The sequence below is a fragment of the Chryseobacterium lactis genome, assembly GCF_003815875.1.
Classification (GTDB): domain Bacteria; phylum Bacteroidota; class Bacteroidia; order Flavobacteriales; family Weeksellaceae; genus Chryseobacterium; species Chryseobacterium lactis.
Map to the genome: position 1 here is coordinate 2,329,544 of NZ_CP033924.1, position 15,503 is coordinate 2,345,046.

14 protein-coding genes and 13 tRNA genes are annotated in these 15,503 nt (G+C 36.2%); 24 read left to right on the forward strand and 3 right to left on the reverse strand.

The annotated features are described in order from the left end of the window. The first annotated feature begins 229 nt into the window (after window positions 1-229). From EG342_RS10240 to EG342_RS25480, 22 genes are all read left to right on the forward strand, one after another. On the forward strand, window positions 230-358 hold the full coding sequence (locus EG342_RS10240) for a hypothetical protein (RefSeq protein WP_047377786.1): 129 nt from the start codon (window positions 230-232) through the stop codon (window positions 356-358). 571 nt (window positions 359-929) lie between these two features. After that, window positions 930-1,002 (forward strand) — tRNA-His (locus tag EG342_RS10245). A gap of 4 nt (window positions 1,003-1,006) precedes the next feature. Continuing rightward, a tRNA-Lys gene (locus tag EG342_RS10250) sits at window positions 1,007-1,083 on the forward strand. 2 nt (window positions 1,084-1,085) lie between these two features. Beyond that, window positions 1,086-1,159 (forward strand) — tRNA-Arg (locus tag EG342_RS10255). Between the two features lie 7 nt (window positions 1,160-1,166). Continuing rightward, a tRNA-Asp gene (locus tag EG342_RS25140) sits at window positions 1,167-1,238 on the forward strand. A 67-nt stretch (window positions 1,239-1,305) separates the two neighbouring features. After that, window positions 1,306-1,377 (forward strand) — tRNA-Pro (locus tag EG342_RS25145). Window positions 1,378-1,472: 95 nt separating this feature from the next. Then, a tRNA-Ile gene (locus EG342_RS10260) sits at window positions 1,473-1,546 on the forward strand. Between the two features lie 5 nt (window positions 1,547-1,551). Further along, window positions 1,552-1,625 (forward strand) — tRNA-Met (locus tag EG342_RS10265). Window positions 1,626-1,630: 5 nt separating this feature from the next. Beyond that, window positions 1,631-1,702: transfer RNA gene (locus EG342_RS10270), tRNA-Asn, on the forward strand. A 624-nt stretch (window positions 1,703-2,326) separates the two neighbouring features. Next, a tRNA-Glu gene (locus tag EG342_RS10275) sits at window positions 2,327-2,398 on the forward strand. A gap of 247 nt (window positions 2,399-2,645) precedes the next feature. Then, window positions 2,646-2,721 (forward strand) — tRNA-Leu (locus tag EG342_RS10280). A gap of 95 nt (window positions 2,722-2,816) precedes the next feature. Beyond that, window positions 2,817-2,892, forward strand: a tRNA-Leu gene (locus EG342_RS10285). A gap of 90 nt (window positions 2,893-2,982) precedes the next feature. Beyond that, window positions 2,983-3,056 (forward strand) — tRNA-Phe (locus EG342_RS10290). 80 nt (window positions 3,057-3,136) lie between these two features. Continuing rightward, window positions 3,137-3,207, forward strand: a tRNA-Trp gene (locus EG342_RS10295). 132 nt (window positions 3,208-3,339) lie between these two features. Then, complete coding sequence (locus tag EG342_RS10300) at window positions 3,340-3,825, forward strand: ribonuclease H-like YkuK family protein (protein WP_103291249.1); 486 nt, start codon at window positions 3,340-3,342, stop codon at window positions 3,823-3,825. A 71-nt stretch (window positions 3,826-3,896) separates the two neighbouring features. After that, window positions 3,897-4,262, forward strand: a complete 366-nt coding sequence (locus tag EG342_RS10305; RefSeq protein WP_394338014.1) for a cyclic-phosphate processing receiver domain-containing protein — start codon at window positions 3,897-3,899, stop codon at window positions 4,260-4,262. After that, the gene (locus EG342_RS10310; protein WP_103291243.1) at window positions 4,262-4,834 is read left to right on the forward strand and encodes a DinB family protein; all 573 of its coding nucleotides are present in this window, start codon (window positions 4,262-4,264) and stop codon (window positions 4,832-4,834) included. The genes EG342_RS10305 and EG342_RS10310 overlap by 1 nt, the downstream gene beginning before the upstream one ends. Then, a complete protein-coding gene (locus tag EG342_RS10315) occupies window positions 4,831-5,844 on the forward strand; it encodes an RNA ligase, Rnl2 family (RefSeq protein ID WP_103291241.1) in 1,014 nt (337 codons plus the stop codon). Before EG342_RS10310 ends, EG342_RS10315 begins: the two co-directional genes overlap by 4 nt. Before the next feature lie 199 nt (window positions 5,845-6,043). Further along, window positions 6,044-6,607 (forward strand): metallophosphoesterase family protein, encoded by a 564-nt coding sequence (locus EG342_RS10320; RefSeq protein ID WP_103291239.1) that lies wholly within the window; start codon window positions 6,044-6,046, stop codon window positions 6,605-6,607. Between the two features lie 63 nt (window positions 6,608-6,670). After that, on the forward strand, window positions 6,671-7,216 hold the full coding sequence (locus EG342_RS10325) for a 3'-5' exonuclease (protein WP_103291236.1): 546 nt from the start codon (window positions 6,671-6,673) through the stop codon (window positions 7,214-7,216). 102 nt (window positions 7,217-7,318) lie between these two features. Next, window positions 7,319-7,870: a 3'-5' exonuclease gene (locus EG342_RS10330; RefSeq protein ID WP_103291234.1), complete on the forward strand. Its 552-nt coding sequence runs from the start codon at window positions 7,319-7,321 to the stop codon at window positions 7,868-7,870. 110 nt (window positions 7,871-7,980) lie between these two features. Continuing rightward, complete coding sequence (locus EG342_RS25480) at window positions 7,981-8,157, forward strand: helix-turn-helix domain-containing protein (RefSeq protein ID WP_246008767.1); 177 nt, start codon at window positions 7,981-7,983, stop codon at window positions 8,155-8,157. 15 nt (window positions 8,158-8,172) lie between these two features. Here EG342_RS25480 and EG342_RS10340 read toward each other — a convergent pair whose 3' ends face one another. The 3 genes from EG342_RS10340 to EG342_RS10350 form a co-directional block, all read right to left on the reverse strand. Continuing rightward, complete coding sequence (locus EG342_RS10340; RefSeq protein WP_103291231.1) at window positions 8,173-9,066, reverse strand: alpha/beta fold hydrolase; 894 nt, start codon at window positions 9,064-9,066, stop codon at window positions 8,173-8,175. Window positions 9,067-9,194: 128 nt separating this feature from the next. Beyond that, a complete protein-coding gene (locus EG342_RS10345) occupies window positions 9,195-9,533 on the reverse strand; it encodes a GIY-YIG nuclease family protein (RefSeq protein WP_103291229.1) in 339 nt (112 codons plus the stop codon). A 13-nt stretch (window positions 9,534-9,546) separates the two neighbouring features. Then, window positions 9,547-9,972: a MarR family winged helix-turn-helix transcriptional regulator gene (locus EG342_RS10350; protein WP_103291226.1), complete on the reverse strand. Its 426-nt coding sequence runs from the start codon at window positions 9,970-9,972 to the stop codon at window positions 9,547-9,549. Window positions 9,973-10,294: 322 nt separating this feature from the next. Here EG342_RS10350 and EG342_RS10355 point away from each other — a divergent pair, with 322 nt between their 5' ends. Together EG342_RS10355 and EG342_RS10360 are read left to right on the forward strand one after the other, a co-directional pair. Continuing rightward, window positions 10,295-12,823 (forward strand): DUF6493 family protein, encoded by a 2,529-nt coding sequence (locus EG342_RS10355; RefSeq protein WP_103291223.1) that lies wholly within the window; start codon window positions 10,295-10,297, stop codon window positions 12,821-12,823. Continuing rightward, window positions 12,804-15,500 carry a DUF6493 family protein gene (locus tag EG342_RS10360; protein WP_103291221.1) on the forward strand — a complete coding sequence of 899 codons (2,697 nt, stop codon included), beginning with the start codon at window positions 12,804-12,806 and terminating at the stop codon, window positions 15,498-15,500. Before EG342_RS10355 ends, EG342_RS10360 begins: the two co-directional genes overlap by 20 nt. The last annotated feature ends 3 nt before the right edge of the window (window positions 15,501-15,503 follow it).

The window sequence follows — 15,503 nt, forward strand, 5'->3', positions numbered from 1 at the left end:
TCACCCAAACACCCAAACAAACAAAATCATCAAATAATTCCATCGGCTTTAGCCAAAACCTAATATTTTCAGCCACGATTGAAACCTGTAATTTATCCGATCAATTCTAGCCGGTTACTTTATGTCTGTTTATCTCTAAAAAGGCCTATCAAACGGTCATTTCATTCTTTCCATCTTGTGGAATTTATTATTTAAACGCAAAAAAGATTTATCTTTGCACCAGAAAATTATGACAATACAAAGAGCACATATCAATGCAGAACTATGCGAAAGCCCTTCTACAAAGGGGTTATTCGGATATGATGAGATGATATGGAATGAGGCGAAATGTGCTGACTTTGGAAATTATTTACTGTAAACTCGTAAAAATTTAATCAAAATACAACAGAAGCGCCTCGATTTTTCGAGGCGTTTTTTGTTTTTTAGGTCAGAAATTATTTAGAATGAAAAAAAATAACCATAAACATGAAAATTTTTTAATAAACAATGAAACTTTAAAACGATAAAATAGAGTGATAAGTAACCCAATGAGAGACAGTCATTTAGGTATTTTAGAGATCTGCAAAGTATTGCAGACCGGGATTTCTTGTTCTAAAAATAAGGCATAACTATTTGATTATCAATTATTTGATTTGAAAATTTATTTGTGAGTTTCAAAAATTCATATTTACTTTGCAACCGAAAATTGAAAGCAACAGGTTTTCAGGATTCAACAAAAAAATAATTTAAAGACAAACAAAAATAAAATGAAGCAATTACATAACATATTCAATTCATATTCAAGACTATTCGGCATGGAGCCGACAGGGAATCTGTGTATTTTTGATCGTGAAATTGTGGATAAAAGGTGCTTATATACGTGGGTCAGTTAATGATCTCTTACGTTAAAAATATATGAAGCGCCTCCCAAAAAGAGGCGCTTTTTTTATGGTTTCTTTAGCTTATTTGGTAAAGCGCCGGTCTGTGGAACCGGAGAACAGGGTTCGATCCCCGAAGATACCCAAAGAATCTCATAGCTCAAATGGTTAGAGCACCGGTCTTTTAAACCGGAGGTTGAAAGTTCAAATCTTTCTGGGATTACCAATGGTTCCGTAGCTCAATTGGATAGAGCATGGGTTTTCTAAACCCAGGGTTAGAGGTTCGAGCCCTCTCGGAATCACAAAAAAGGTCTATTGAGGTAATGGCTAACCTGCCCGACTGTCTCTTGGGCACTGCGAGTTCGATTCTCGCATAGACCGCAAAGGTTCATGGAAATTTCAGCTCCGACTGTCTCTCGGAAAAGAAGCTTGAAGTGAATCTGCAAAGCTGGAAAGATAACGGTGGTTGTTTACCCGTCTTGGACGCGGGAGGTCGCAAGTTCGAATCTTGCTTTCCAGACAATAAAATGAATAAGTCAATGGTGAATTTGCTTACCAGTGAATTTGAAAATTGACCGCAAAGCGGATTGACCATTTATTATTCATCAGTTAAATGATTTCGTAGCTCAAATGGTTAGAGTATCGGTCTGATATACCGAAGGTTGAAGGTTCGAGTCCTTCCGGAATTACAAAGGGTTTCGTAGCTCAAGTGGCTAGAGTATCGGTTTCATAAGCCGGAGGTTGAAGGTTCGAGTCCTTCCGAAACTACAAAGGATTTTGTAGCTCAATGGTAGAGCACCGGTCTGTTAAACCGGAAGTTGAAAGTTCGAGTCTTTCCAAAATCGCAGCTAACTAAATGTTAATTGTTTCAGGAGAAAAAGTAAAAGTTTGTCAAGAGCAGAAGATCTTTACGCCAAACACAAAAAATGAGAACAAACTTTTTCTTTCTCCAAAGTATAATAAGCAAAAGGGAAATTAATCATTACCCATTACTTATTATTTATATCTAGATCTGATGGTTCGCCGAAGTGGAAGAGTCGGGGCGGTCTGCAAAACCGTTGCATAAGCTGAGTGGGTTTGGATCCCATAGCCATCTCAAATAACTAAAATGAGATTAGTTCAGGAGAAAAATAAAAGTTTGTCGAGCGCAGAAGTTCTTGTATCAAAAAAAGACAAACTTTTTTAACTCCACCGGGAAATAAGTGACATGGGAAATTATTTATTACTCATTGCTAATTACTCATAAAAATGGAAGTACGCCGAAGTTGGAGAGTCGGGGGCAGACTGACATGAGGAACGAATTGAACGATTCCTTTAAAAGAATGAAAAATACAGAGTTAAAATCTGTTGCTTCATTGCTGAGTAGGTTCGAATCCTGCTACTTCTACCAAACCGCTGATAATGTAACGGCAGCATGCAGGAAATGTACTCTTGTTGTTTAGGTTCGATTCCTAGTCGGTGGTTATATTGCTCTATTCGTCTAACGGTGAGGACGCCTGCCTTTCGAGCAGAAAACAAGGGTTCGATTCCCTTATAGAGTACAAAATGTGAATCAACTGGTCAATCCTGAATTGATAATAATACCATGAAAGTTCAAATGGAGAAATATTGGCCAGTTATCATTCACACAAAATAAGAAAAGAGAAAAGGCTGTCGAGCGCAGAAGATCTTTAATCAAATATAAACAAAGACGGCCTTACCTTTTTATGAGCAATGAATAATGAGCAATGAGTAATCAGTACAGGTAGGTAATTACTCATCACCGATTGCTCATAACTTATAAAACTCGCGGGAATGGTGGAATGGTAGACACACTTGATTTAGGATCAAGCAGCTGGGGGTTCGAATCCCTCTTCCCGTACCAAAGATATGAATGATAAGTAATGAGCAATGAGTAATCATTACAATCGTGTGGTTGTCAAATTACTCATTACCGATTACTCATTACTTATAAAACTCGCGGGAATGGTGGAATGGTAGACACACTTGATTTAGGATCAAGCAGCTGGGGGTTCGAATCCCTCTTCCCGTTCCAAAAACATGAAAGATAAGTAATAAGCAATGAGTAATCATTACAATCGGGTAGTTATCAAAATTACTTATTACTCATTACTTATAAAATAAGGGAAGAGTGGTGTACAAGGTGTTGCACGCTAGTCTGAAAAACTAGAGGTACAGGTTCAATTCCTGTCTGTTCCACAAAACATGAATGATAAGTAATGAGCAATGAATAATCATTACAGGTAGGTAGTTACTTATTACCGATTACTCATGGCATTACTCTGATATTGTAATGGTAGCATCTCAGTCTCCAAAACTGATGGTACTGGTTCGAGTCCGGTTCGGAGTGCAAAAATGATGAATAGTCAATTCATTTTGCTGGCAATTTTAAAATTCATTGATAAGCAAAATTTCTATTGACCATTCACAAATTAATTATCAATAATCATTTATTAATTATCAATTAAAGTATGTAGAAAAAATGGAAACGCAACAACAAACATGGCAGAACATGAACGGAAAGATCTTCCAGGACTCTATCACACAGCTGGTAGAACAAGCCATCATTCGCGAATTGGCAAACGGACATCGTCTGAAGGTATGTGTGGGATCAGACTCCCATGTATATGGTGATGTCATCAATTATGCTACGGCAGTAGTATTTATTCGTGAGGGAAAAGGAGCGTTTACCTTTATTAGAAAAGAAAGAGAAATACAGAGTATCAGTATTAAAGAGCGAATGCTAAATGAGGTGAACAAATCCGTAGAAATTGCCTACGCTATTTGCTCTGTGTTGGATACTTATGGTGTGGAAATGGAGGTACACGCAGACATTAATACCGATCCGGATTTTAAATCCAACGTAGCATTGAAAGATGCAATGGGGTACATTCTGGGAATGGGATATGTGTTTAAAGCAAAACCCTTTGCATTCGCAAGTTCCAACTGTGCCGATATGATGGTATAAGATAGCTGGAAAATGGAGGTCTGAAGAGGTAAGACTTCTAACTTTCATTCTCCGGTTTTAAAACAATAAGAATGACAAAAAGATTATTATTTCTGGATGATATAAGATATCCGATTGAGGCATATCCGTATACCAAACAGGATGTTTTCCTTAGAAATGACTGGTATATTGTTCGAAATTATGAACAGTTTATCAAAAGAATTCTGGAAAAGGGACTTCCGGAAATGATTTCTTTTGACCATGATCTTGGAGATGAGTACTGTGCGAAATCCGGCTCTCACGAATGTATCGAGAAAACAGGTTATGATTGTGCTAAATGGCTTATAGAATATTGCATGGATAATTTGTTACCCTTACCAAAATTCTACTGTCACTCTATGAATCCGGTTGGAAAGATGAATATTGAAAGCCTTTTAAAAAACTTTAAAAAATTGTAATGGACATTTTTAGATTAATTCAGGATATAAAAACACATTTGAAACTCAATTTTGATGAGGTTGACAGATGGTTTGAAAAAGATAAAAATATATTGAATGATCAGCCTTTAAACAAAGGATGGACGGTTCAGCAGATTTTGGAACACATTTATCTTACCAATTTTTATTTGCTGATTCTTATTGAAAAAGGAACAAAAAAAGCAATGCGAAATTATAAAGATCTTGATTTACAATCGGAAATAAAGAATTACAGTTTCAATAAAGAACACTTTGGAAGAGTAGGTGAATACGGAGCTTTTGAGTGGATCAGACCGGAGCATATGGAGCCCAAGGGAGAATTGAATCTGCCTGAAATAAGACGCTTAATTTCTCAGCAGTATCATCAATGTTTAGATTATCTGGACCTGATGAAAAATGGGGAAGGGCTCCTTTGTAAAACTACAATGACCGTAGATGGGCTGGGAAAAATCAATGTCTATGAATACATTTATTTTCTCTCACTTCATGCCCGGAGACACATTACTCAGATGAAGAATAATGAATTAGAAACAATTAAAAAACTAAAACAATGATTTTCAAAACATATAACTCTATAGAAAATGCTTACCAAACCCGCGTGATCGATCAGATCAGATTGCAGGGTTTTGGGGATGAGATTTTCATCGTGCAGGAAAAAGTTCACGGTGCTAATTTTTCTTTCTTTACCGACGGAAAGGAAATTAAAATCGCGAAAAGAACTGCCTTCATTGAAAAGGATGAAAAATTTTTCAATGCCCATCAAATATTGGAACGTTACGGAAAAAATGTAATGAAAGCGTTTCAGAAAGTAAAAGTGATCCACCCGAATGTTGAAACAATAGTTATCTATGGTGAATTGTTCGGTGGAGGTTACAACCATAAGGAGGTAGAACCCGTAAAAGATGCTGTACGAGTGCAAAAAGGTATTGAATATGCACCTTACAACGAATTTTATGCATTCGATATCAAGTTGAATGGAACTACTTATCTGGATACGGAACTAGTCAATCAGGTTTTTGAAGAAACCGGCTTTTTCTATGCTAAAATTTTGTTTCAGGGAACTTTGGAAGAAGCTTTGAGGTTTCCCAATGTTTTTAATTCTAAAATTCCTGCTTGGCTGGGATTGCCTGAATTGAACAATATGTGTGAAGGAACGATTATCAAAACTTTGAAAACCAGATATTTTGGTAATGGTGCAAGAATCATTCTGAAGAATAAAAATGAAAAATGGATTGAAAAATCCAAAATGGTTAAAAAACAGGCGAAAGTGGTTCATAAAACGGTTCATTTTAGCGAAATCGCCGAGCATATTTGGGAAGAAATCCAGAAATATGTAACAGTAAACCGTTTGAATAATGTTATGAGCAAAATTGGCGAATTCGAGCCCAAAATGATAGGGAAAGTAATCGGTCTTTTTGCGAAGGATATCTTGGAAGATTTTGAAAAAGATTTTCCTGTAGCTTTTACAACCATTGAAAAAGAAGAACAAAAAAGGATCAACAAAAAATTGAATTCTTTAGTCATTGATTTTGTTAAAGAAGAATTAATGACGATTAAAGTCTAAGTTTCGGTAAATTTTTATCGAAACTTTTTTATGGATAAACGTACCGTAACAGTCAAACATGGTAGTTGTTATTCTAAATAACGAAGCGAAATAAATAATCTGCTTATAATGTAAGGAAGATATTTTTCCTTCATCAGAATAACCATCATCATTGAAGCTTTTGTGGTAGAAATGAGAACAATTAAAAACAATTAAAAAAATGAAACCCAATATATTTTTCACAGCAGACCATCATTTTGGTCATGAAAATATTATAAAATTTTCCGGGAGGCCTTTTGAATCTCTGGAACATATGAATCAGGAACTTGTTAAAAGATGGAATGAAAAGATAAATCCGGATGATACCGTCTACCATTTAGGTGATATGAGTTTAGGAAAACCTGATTTTACAAAAGAAATTCTGGATCAGCTGAATGGAAATATCCATTTGATCAAAGGCAATCATGAAGGAGCTGCCTTAACCTATCCTAAACGATTTGCTTCCATCAGAGATTATCATGAGTTGAGAATCGATGATTCTGAAACGAGCAATGGAAAACAGAAAATAATACTTTTCCATTACGCGATGCGCACCTGGAACGGCTCGCACCGCGGAGTATGGCAATTATACGGTCACTCACACGGAACTTTACCGGATGACGAAATGGCGTTGAGCATTGATGTTGGAGTAGATTGCCACGATTTTTATCCGATTTCGTACGAGGATGTCAAAGAAATAATGAAGAAGAAAAAATGGACACCACCATTCGCTCCAAGAAATTAATGCTGAGTGGAAAAGTGGGGAAGGTTGAGAGAATTTTGCCTCACTCATTTTTAATTTAAAACTATGAAAACAACCAATGAAATAATAATTATCGATCTGGAAGCAACCTGTTGGGAGAATGATAGAATTCCCATCGGACAAAAGGTCGATATTATAGAAATAGGGATCTGTAAACTGGATCTTACATCCCATACAGTTTCCCGGAAACAAAGCATTTATGTAACGCCTGAAAGGTCAGAAATTAATAAATTCTGTACAAACCTTACAGGAATTACCCCGCAGTTGGTAGGAGAAAAAGGAATCTATTTTGAAGAAGCCTGTGAAAGGATCAGAGATGAGTACGCTTCATTGCCTCTCACCTGGGCCGGATATGGAAATTTTGACAGAGAACAGATTATCGAACAGTGTGACTGGCTCGGAATAGAAAGTCCCTTTTCAGACCAATACCTGGATGTGATGTATGAATTCAAAAGACATTTCAGACTTCATAAATCAATAGGTCTTAAAAGAGCCCTGGATCATCTGAACATGAATTTCGAGGGAAATCATCATAGCGGAGCAGATGATGCTTATAATACAGCCAGAATTTTAAGTAAAATTCTGAAATAATAATCAGGCTGGAGTCTGAAGCAGAGAACGGAATTTTGAAATGTATATAATGAATTCCACCTTAGTGCTTCTGGCTTTCATCCTTTAAAAAATGTAAACAAAGTGAAAACAACAGAAAATATATTAATTGTAGATCTGGAAGCAACGTGTTGGGATAACCGACCGCCAAGAGGCCAGGAAAGCGAGATCATTGAGATCGGTGTCTGTATTATGAATGCAAAGACCGGTAAGATCTCAAAAAATGAAGGGATCTTAGTGAAACCCCAGTATTCAAAAGTAAGTCCGTTTTGTACGGAACTTACGACGCTTACCCAGAGTATGCTGGATAATGAAGGCATTATGCTGGACGATGCATTCGATATTCTGAGAGCAGAATATGATTCGGAAGACCTGACGTGGGCAAGCTACGGAAACTATGACCTGAATATGCTTCAGGACCAGGCCCGAAGATTCTATACCGATTATCCGATGAGTGATGACCACATCAATGTGAAAACCTTGTTTGGTGAAATTCATCCTACAATCAGGAAAAGTGTAGGCATGAACAGGGCTTTGGGCGAGCTGGGGCTTACATTGGAAGGCACTCACCACAGAGGAGTAGATGATGCAAAAAACATTGCAAAGATTCTACACTGGTGCCTTAAGAACTATTAGAATGAGGTCATATCATCAACAATAGTAATAGCGCAGACTCTCTTGAAAAAGGGAGTCTTTTTACTTCAATATAGAAGGTTGGAGACACCTTTATTTGATAAAAAACTTCAGTGGTCATTGTAAAAAAGCAAACCCATTTGATCACTTTTCAGTTATTTGATGAAGGAATGCCTCCTTTTGAAATTGCAGAAAAAAGAAATATTATGCTGTCGACAGTCTACAGACATTTGGCTAAAATGGGACTGACTGAAGTGGAAAGAACGTTTAGAATGCAATATTTTTCTTAATGTCCAATTTCTAACTTATTTTTGGGCTAAATCTATAATACTTTTACAAATCAATCCGTAAAGCTCTGTCGGAATAGAATGTCCCATTCCCTCAATCAAGATCAATTCAGAGTCAGGAATCGAAGCTGCGATATCCTTACCGCAATCCGGATGAAAGATCAGATCATCGGTTCCATGAATAACCAATGTCGGGACTTTTATTTCTTTAAGAATTTCAGGATTGTATTTCCAGGAACCTATAGCCATAAGTTGCCTGATAATACCGTTTTTAGTTTTTAACCTTTGAAGCTCTTCTTCAATTAATGTTCTTTCACGATTGTGATCGGGCTTATACAAGGTGCCTGAAATTTTTTCAGTAAAATCTATCTTTTCCTTAATATATTGTTCTTTATCTACCACAGGATCAGTTCCGGGTTGCATCATTATTTGCATAATTTCAGGATCAGGAGGAGGCAAAGCGGGATGTAAAGAAGTAGACATAATGATCGTTAATGTTCTTACTCTTGCAGGATAGAAAGATGCCATAAGCTGTCCGATAATTCCACCCATTGAACGACCTGCAATATGAACTTTATCTATTTTAAGATGATCAAGTAAGCCGATAACGTCATAAACCATATCCGTTAAAGAGTAAGGAATTTCATTTTCATGAAGCGTAGAAAATTGTTCTTCAATATTCTGTTTAGAATTAATTTCTTTCTGACTATTAAAAACAGAGCTTCCAGCATCTCTGTTATCAAACCGGATCACCCGAAACCCTTTACCAACAAGTAATGAGCAAAAAGAATTTTCCCAGCGGATCATCTGGCTTCCCAGCCCCGAAATCAATATTATATCATTATTGGTTTTCATGCCAAAAATCTCATATGCAAGGTCTACCTCTCCAATTCTTACAATTTCCATTTCCATTTTTGTAGTGTTAATAATCTTCTTCCCACCGTAGCAATCTCAAATCCTCAATTGCTTTAGTTTATTGTTCTGTAATTTTCATTTGGTCTTCACCTGCTTTAAGGATAGACGGCATTTTTTGTTGGATTTTAATAGAATTCACCACCCGTTTCAGAAATAAAAGCAGCCTCTGCCTTTTTAATTTTCTGGCGGTAATTAATATATTTATTGTCCTGAGGTGCGATCACGGAGACAAATTCAAAAGTAAAAGATTCGCTTCCCTGTTGAGACCAGTCCTCCTGTAGTTGTGTATTGGCAAACAGATTTCCATTTAAAAGAAATTTAATTTTATTGACAAGAGCCTCAAGATTCACGGAACCCTGAATGTATTGTTTTCCAGTCGTCTTATTTTTTAACGAAAGAATACCCATTGTGATTGTGTGGCTTTTTGCCTTTTCTCGCAGTTCGTGTTTTAATGCATTTTTCATGATATCTATTAAATTATTGAATATTTCCTCCCAACTCAAACAGAAGCTCAGTAACGACTTTTAATGACTTGCTTTTTTTTGAGGAAAGGACCTCTTTTGTAATATTTTCAGCTGTTGTTTTCGCTTCCTCAAAAATTTTCTTTCCGGTAGGAGTAATCACAACGTAACTTACTCTCGCATCTCTTTCATTCACCTCCCGGGATACCAGACCAATTTTTTCCAGCGGATTCAGCAAACGGGTAATTCCTGAAGCCGTAAGACCAATTTTTTCAGCCAGATCAATCCGCCTCATCTTGCTTTCAGAAGAAGAACTAAGGATGTACAGAATTACAAAGTCATTAAACCCTAATCCGTGTACACTTAAAGAATCAAATTTTCTCGAAATAACCGATTGAAGTTTGTTGATGTTGATTAAAAATAATAGTTCAGTGCTTATCATTGAAAAGTATTTGAGTTGTCAAGTATTTTTATGATGCAAATATATACATTTAAATAGATTACAATTTTCTTTTTTTTAATAAAATTTTTCTTTTTTAAAAAAGACATATTTTTTCGCATCATCCTGTTATAAACTGTGAAACCATCCATTATTTTAAAATGATTTAATATAAATCAATATTTAGTGAATTTTGTATCATGTGGTATGATAAGTGATAGAAGTCTTTTCATTAACATAAATTTTTGTTAAAAAACTCACTTTTAAGGGATAATTTAATGTCTGTCTGTCTATTTTTGTTATTTTAGCCGGCAAGAATGAATTTATGCTTACAGAGGAAGAGTTTAAGGCTATATATTTAAACTATAAAATCAAGGAAATTGTTCCTTTTCTCAAGAAGCTTACACCAAAAGATAAAATAGAAGTTGCCGCCATATTAAAAAAGCATATTAATAAAGAATGGGGGCACAATAATATCTCTGTGTTGGCCGCTTTGGCATGCAGCAGAACCAAAGAAGAATATGCAAAGCTAAGTCCGGGATATTATTCTCTTCCTATCGACCTTATTGAAGATCTTTTTGAATCTTTCATTCCCGAATGGATTGGAGAAAGTTATCCCTTTTTAAAAGAAATTGAGTATTTAAAAGTCATGGAGTGGGAGCAGAGTGGATATCTTACCTTAGCTGATGAACTCAATGCTTCACTACTTTCATCTTCCTTACTTTCAGCGGATCAGTTACAATCTTATCCCGTCATATTGGATTCATATATCTGGCTTTTGTTCGAATATGAATGCAGTATCACAGCCCGTTACCATGATGTCAACTGGAAAGATACTTTAAAAACACTTGTTCAGGAAAATAAGATAGATCGCTTCAGGGTATTGAAATCGAGTCTTAAAGCGATTAATTTCAATTTTTCAAAAGAAAATAATACATGGTTTCTGGAACTCTTTAATTATCTGGAACCTACTGACAGAGAAATAGTAGAATTGCAGGAAGAGCTGTTTCTGATTTTCCATTCTACTCAGCACTCATTGTTTTCTGTTGTATTGAAAATGATTACCCCGATTGCTATTCATAAAGATTTTAAAACTGGAGAGTTTTTACAGGCGGTAATGCCTTTGGTCACCCTTTCTTCCAAAACTATTATTAATCCGTTACTGCAGATTTTTGAGAAGATAGCAGGAAACAATGAAAAATACCGGGAAGAAATTTGTCTGCTTCTGATGCCGGTTTTTTTGAATAAAGATAAAGCGGTTCAAAATAAAGCAGCAAAGATTGTATTAAAATACGGAGATCCGGCATCAGAAAAATTACAGGAAGAAATGAAACTTTATGAAGGATCACTTCTTGCTGATATTCATACATTATTAGATAAATTCCTTGTTGAACAAAAGGAAAATAAAGAAGAACAAAATTACGAAGCTGTGGTGTGGCATACTTCCGCGCCTGTTTTACCAGTTCAGACAATCAGTGACTTTATTTTTTTTGCTCCTCAGGTATTTAATACAGGTGAAATGTATCATTTTGATCTTTTTCTGGATGCATTGATGAGATTTGATAATGAGTTTGAAGAAGATCATTTTCATCAGCTGGAACCAGCATTTAAAGCAGCCTTTAAACTAAAAGATACCTCAGGATTTCGTCATTTGCTGGCTACATTCCTGATCAATTATGGTTTATTCAGACAGAAAAAGAAATCACCAATTCTGTTGGAAGCAAGACTGGCATTTCCTGACCTTGAAAATTGGGTTGGGAAGAAAACACCTTTGATTTTTAAGGCCTATCATCAATTGCTCCTGGATATTTTTGAAGCATTAAAACAAAATAAAAAAATTCCGCTTCTTTCTGTACCGGACCATTCACCTTGCTGGATCAGTGTCCATAATCTTGTGGATAAATTAAAAATCTATCAGCAAAAAGGTGAAATGCCTGTCCCGTTTGATTTGGAGATAGCATTGCTTCGTATTGAGAAAGAAGAACTTAAACAAGGAGAAGGTTACGCAAAAGAACATCTTAACACAGAATATTTCCATCTTCTGAAACCGGTTTTCGAACAAAATTATTTCTCAGAACACTATAGAAATGGATTTTTGGATGGAAATTTCTCCTGGAACTTAAGTTATAGAAAAATCTATAAATGGAATAAAACAGAAGAAATTCCTCAGTTCCTGGTCGATATTGAAAGTCGAAAAGAACTTCCGGAAAATGCTTCTTTTCCTGATTATGTATTCAGTTCTTATGATGGTGTTTATGACGATGATATGATTCGTATTTTGTATACGGTACCTTATTTTTCGTGTTCTGTTTTTGCCCAAAAATATAATAAAAACCTGTCAAACGCTGTTTACCAGTATGATATAAAAGAAAGCATGGCATTGCTTGATGCCTGGATGAAGTTGAATTTACCCTTTCAACCGGTGCATTATGTATTCCTGTCTGCCGGTCTGTTTAATAAAGATAAAACCTTCTCTGGTATGGCTTTTGAAGTCCTGATAAACAGGGCGGTTTCCAATGATTTTGATATGGAGGAATTAGGAAAGCTGATTGGTAAAAAGATCAGTTTTGAATGGGCTCCGGTGAAAAGACTGACAGATGGATTATCCGGTTTTATCAATTTGAGCACCAACCATAATATTGCTTTTGAAAAATTATTAATATCCATTCTTGCAGCTATTGAAAAACCTGTATTTAACCTTAAAAAGCTGTTGGAACTTTATGATGAACTAAAAACCCGGAACCAATCTGAAACAGATAAAACAATTATTGATCTGCTTGAAGAATGGGGAAAAGAAAATAACCTGAAAAAACTATCTATCAAATTAAAAACAAATGAAAGAAAGACTTTATGAAATCCTTAATGAGGAGAAAGTACATGAGATCATCCCTTTTTTGAAAGAGCTTAGCCCCGAGGAAAGAAAAACATTAGTCCCAACGATTAAGAAAATGGATCGTGAGATCAGCAAGATCATAATGACCAAAAATTCTTATCATACGGCAGGTTCTGTAAATCAGCACTCCATTATTGATATTGCATCATTTGTATGTATGGATCAGAAAAACTTCGGTAAAAATTACTGGAGCCTTTTCCGGAACATAGAACAAACCGACAAAATCCTGGAATGGGGATGCCCGAACTGGTTCTCAGATTTTATCAACGAATCTGTAGATGCTGAATTTACAGCCTTTACCTATCAGGATATCCTTGGGTGGGTAGAAAAAGGCTATGTGAAACCAAAGCCTGAGTTATTGGGACATCATCTCAGTAATTACCCCTCTGATCTGGATCAACACCCTGATACCCTGGCCACCCATTTCTGGTATTTATGTGAATTTCCATCAAAGTCGTTACCGTTCCGGAAAGAATGGTTTCCTTTGGTTCAGAAGCTGGTCACAGAACAAAAAATCGACAGGAAGAGATTTTTAAGAGAATGCTTATTAGCTTCCAATAGAAATTTTAATAAGAATGTAACCGGTTGGTTCATGGATGCCTTCACGGCGCTGAAACCAACGGATGACGAACTCATCGCTCTGCAGAACGAATTGCTTGCGGGATTGACATCTGTACAATCAAAGGCGATTAATACCATTCTGACTCATTTAAAGAAAATAGTAGCAACTCCGGCTTTTAAAAGTGATGAATTTTCGCATTACCTTCCCAATTTATTAAGCTCGGAGGTTAAAACAGTAGTGGTAGCCAGTCTGGCTTTAACGGAAAAGATTTTCCAGCATAAAAGACTTGATCCGGAAATGCTGGGGATGGCCTTAAGTACAGCATTTGTAAGCAAAGATGATGGCATACAATCGAAAGCTGCGAAAATTATTCTGAAATATATTCCCGTTTCTGAAAATATAAAAGAAGCACTTTCTCATTATTCAGATAATATCCTGACGAATGTGCGTCCCGCTTTAGCAAAATACATCGAAGAAAAACAATCGGAACTGGAAGCCATTTCATCCGAAAAACTATATCTGACTTCATCTGAAAATAAGCTTAAAGAGCTTGAAAGCTTTGAAGATTTAATGTTTTTCCTTCCCTTGGCCATAGAAGATCCGTACAGCTACCATTGTGACATCGCTTTAGCCGGATTTATCCGTTTTGCTGGTGAAGTCGATGCTGAATCTGTAAAATTAATAGAACCGGTATTTTTAAAAGCTTGTAAAACTATTTCCAAATGGGAAGTTCCTTATCTGAATGTTTTACTATGCAATCTGATCATTAATTATGGATTGAATTTACTGGAGAAATTTCCGATTCAACTTAAAAATCTGGAAAAGATATATCATAAAACCTGTGAAGAAGAAGCTGCAAGAGAAGCTTATTCAGGATACCATAAGAAAATTGGTCCGGTAGAGAAAGTTGGGGTAGAAGGCCCGGCTTCAAAAGCTTTTAAAGAATTTGCAATACTGGCCAGCCAAAAGATAAAAGAGGGAGATACTGTTCCATTGCTATTCACGATAACCCACAATCCTTGCTGGATTTCTCCCGTTACCTTAGTGGAAAGACTGGAGATTTATCAGAATAATAATATTGAGCCTCACCACCTGGATATTCAGCTGGCGTTGCAACGTTGTGCATTAGATGATACCGCTGAAGCTATACAATGGGTAGAAAAGAGGTTGAAAGGCGAATTTAAAGACCTTTTACTTTTTTTCTTTGGTAAAAATGCTGTACCGAAAGGAAAATTTGAACATCCTGCATGGTGGATGACAGCAGGAATTACGCGGTCACCAGGAACTGTTTTCCAGGAATTCAGTGATTTCGGGTATGATAATATTCCTGCGGAGTTCTTCTCAGGAGCCTATAGCTGGAAAACAATTGATAATAAGAAAAACTCATATTATCCGGTGGAGTTGAGCATTGTCATTCCAAAATATCATCTTGAAAAAAGGAAAAATCCTTTATTCATGGAATATTTTGTTGCCGAGCAAAAAGAGCTTTCTGAAATTCCTGCCTTGATGTGGTGTTTTCCAAATACTCCGGCAAATGCTCTGGCGAAAGTAATTAAACATTGTCTTTTTTACTCGGGAATAGCTGAGGTATATGAAAGAAACCTGGTTTTGAATACTACAAAAGCCCTTTATCAGGTCAAAAAACCTTTGGATGAAATAGGATATCTGTTTTTAGGAACTATTTTCCTGGACGGAGATAAAACCATCCGAGGAACCGCTGCTGAAATCTGGCTGGAACACGTTTCTCATCAGATGATCGATAATGCTCAACTGGGAAAAGTGATAGGGTTACATGAAAAGCTGGAGTGGGCGCCCGTTAAGCGATTAACGGATCTTATGCAAAATCATATGCTGAATGTCAGCAAAAATCATAATTTAGCCCTGGAAAAACTAATTTCCAATATCATACTTCAAATGGAAAAACCGGTGACCAATTTGAAGAAGCTATTGGAAGTATACCATGAAGTACTGGCTTTGAATCAATCAGAAGCTGATCCTCAAGTAAAAGAAAAACTGAACAACTGGAAAGAAAACTCCAGTCTGAAAAAAATCTGCAATCTTCTTCTAAAAAAATAAATT

Bases quoted from the DNA above. Each gene is read 5' to 3' on its own strand.
- EG342_RS10240 (WP_047377786.1), top strand. From the start codon at position 230: ATGACAATACAAAGAGCACATATCAATGCAGAACTATGCGAAAGCCCT.
- EG342_RS10300 (WP_103291249.1), top strand. From the start codon at position 3,340: ATGGAAACGCAACAACAAACATGGCAGAACATGAACGGAAAGATCTTC.
- EG342_RS10305 (WP_394338014.1), top strand. From the start codon at position 3,897: ATGACAAAAAGATTATTATTTCTGGATGATATAAGATATCCGATTGAG.
- EG342_RS10310 (WP_103291243.1), top strand. From the start codon at position 4,262: ATGGACATTTTTAGATTAATTCAGGATATAAAAACACATTTGAAACTC.
- EG342_RS10315 (WP_103291241.1), top strand. From the start codon at position 4,831: ATGATTTTCAAAACATATAACTCTATAGAAAATGCTTACCAAACCCGC.
- EG342_RS10320 (WP_103291239.1), top strand. From the start codon at position 6,044: ATGAAACCCAATATATTTTTCACAGCAGACCATCATTTTGGTCATGAA.
- EG342_RS10325 (WP_103291236.1), top strand. From the start codon at position 6,671: ATGAAAACAACCAATGAAATAATAATTATCGATCTGGAAGCAACCTGT.
- EG342_RS10340 (WP_103291231.1), bottom strand. From the start codon at position 9,066: ATGGAAATGGAAATTGTAAGAATTGGAGAGGTAGACCTTGCATATGAG.
- EG342_RS10345 (WP_103291229.1), bottom strand. From the start codon at position 9,533: ATGAAAAATGCATTAAAACACGAACTGCGAGAAAAGGCAAAAAGCCAC.
- EG342_RS10350 (WP_103291226.1), bottom strand. From the start codon at position 9,972: ATGATAAGCACTGAACTATTATTTTTAATCAACATCAACAAACTTCAA.
- EG342_RS10355 (WP_103291223.1), top strand. From the start codon at position 10,295: ATGCTTACAGAGGAAGAGTTTAAGGCTATATATTTAAACTATAAAATC.
- EG342_RS10360 (WP_103291221.1), top strand. From the start codon at position 12,804: ATGAAAGAAAGACTTTATGAAATCCTTAATGAGGAGAAAGTACATGAG.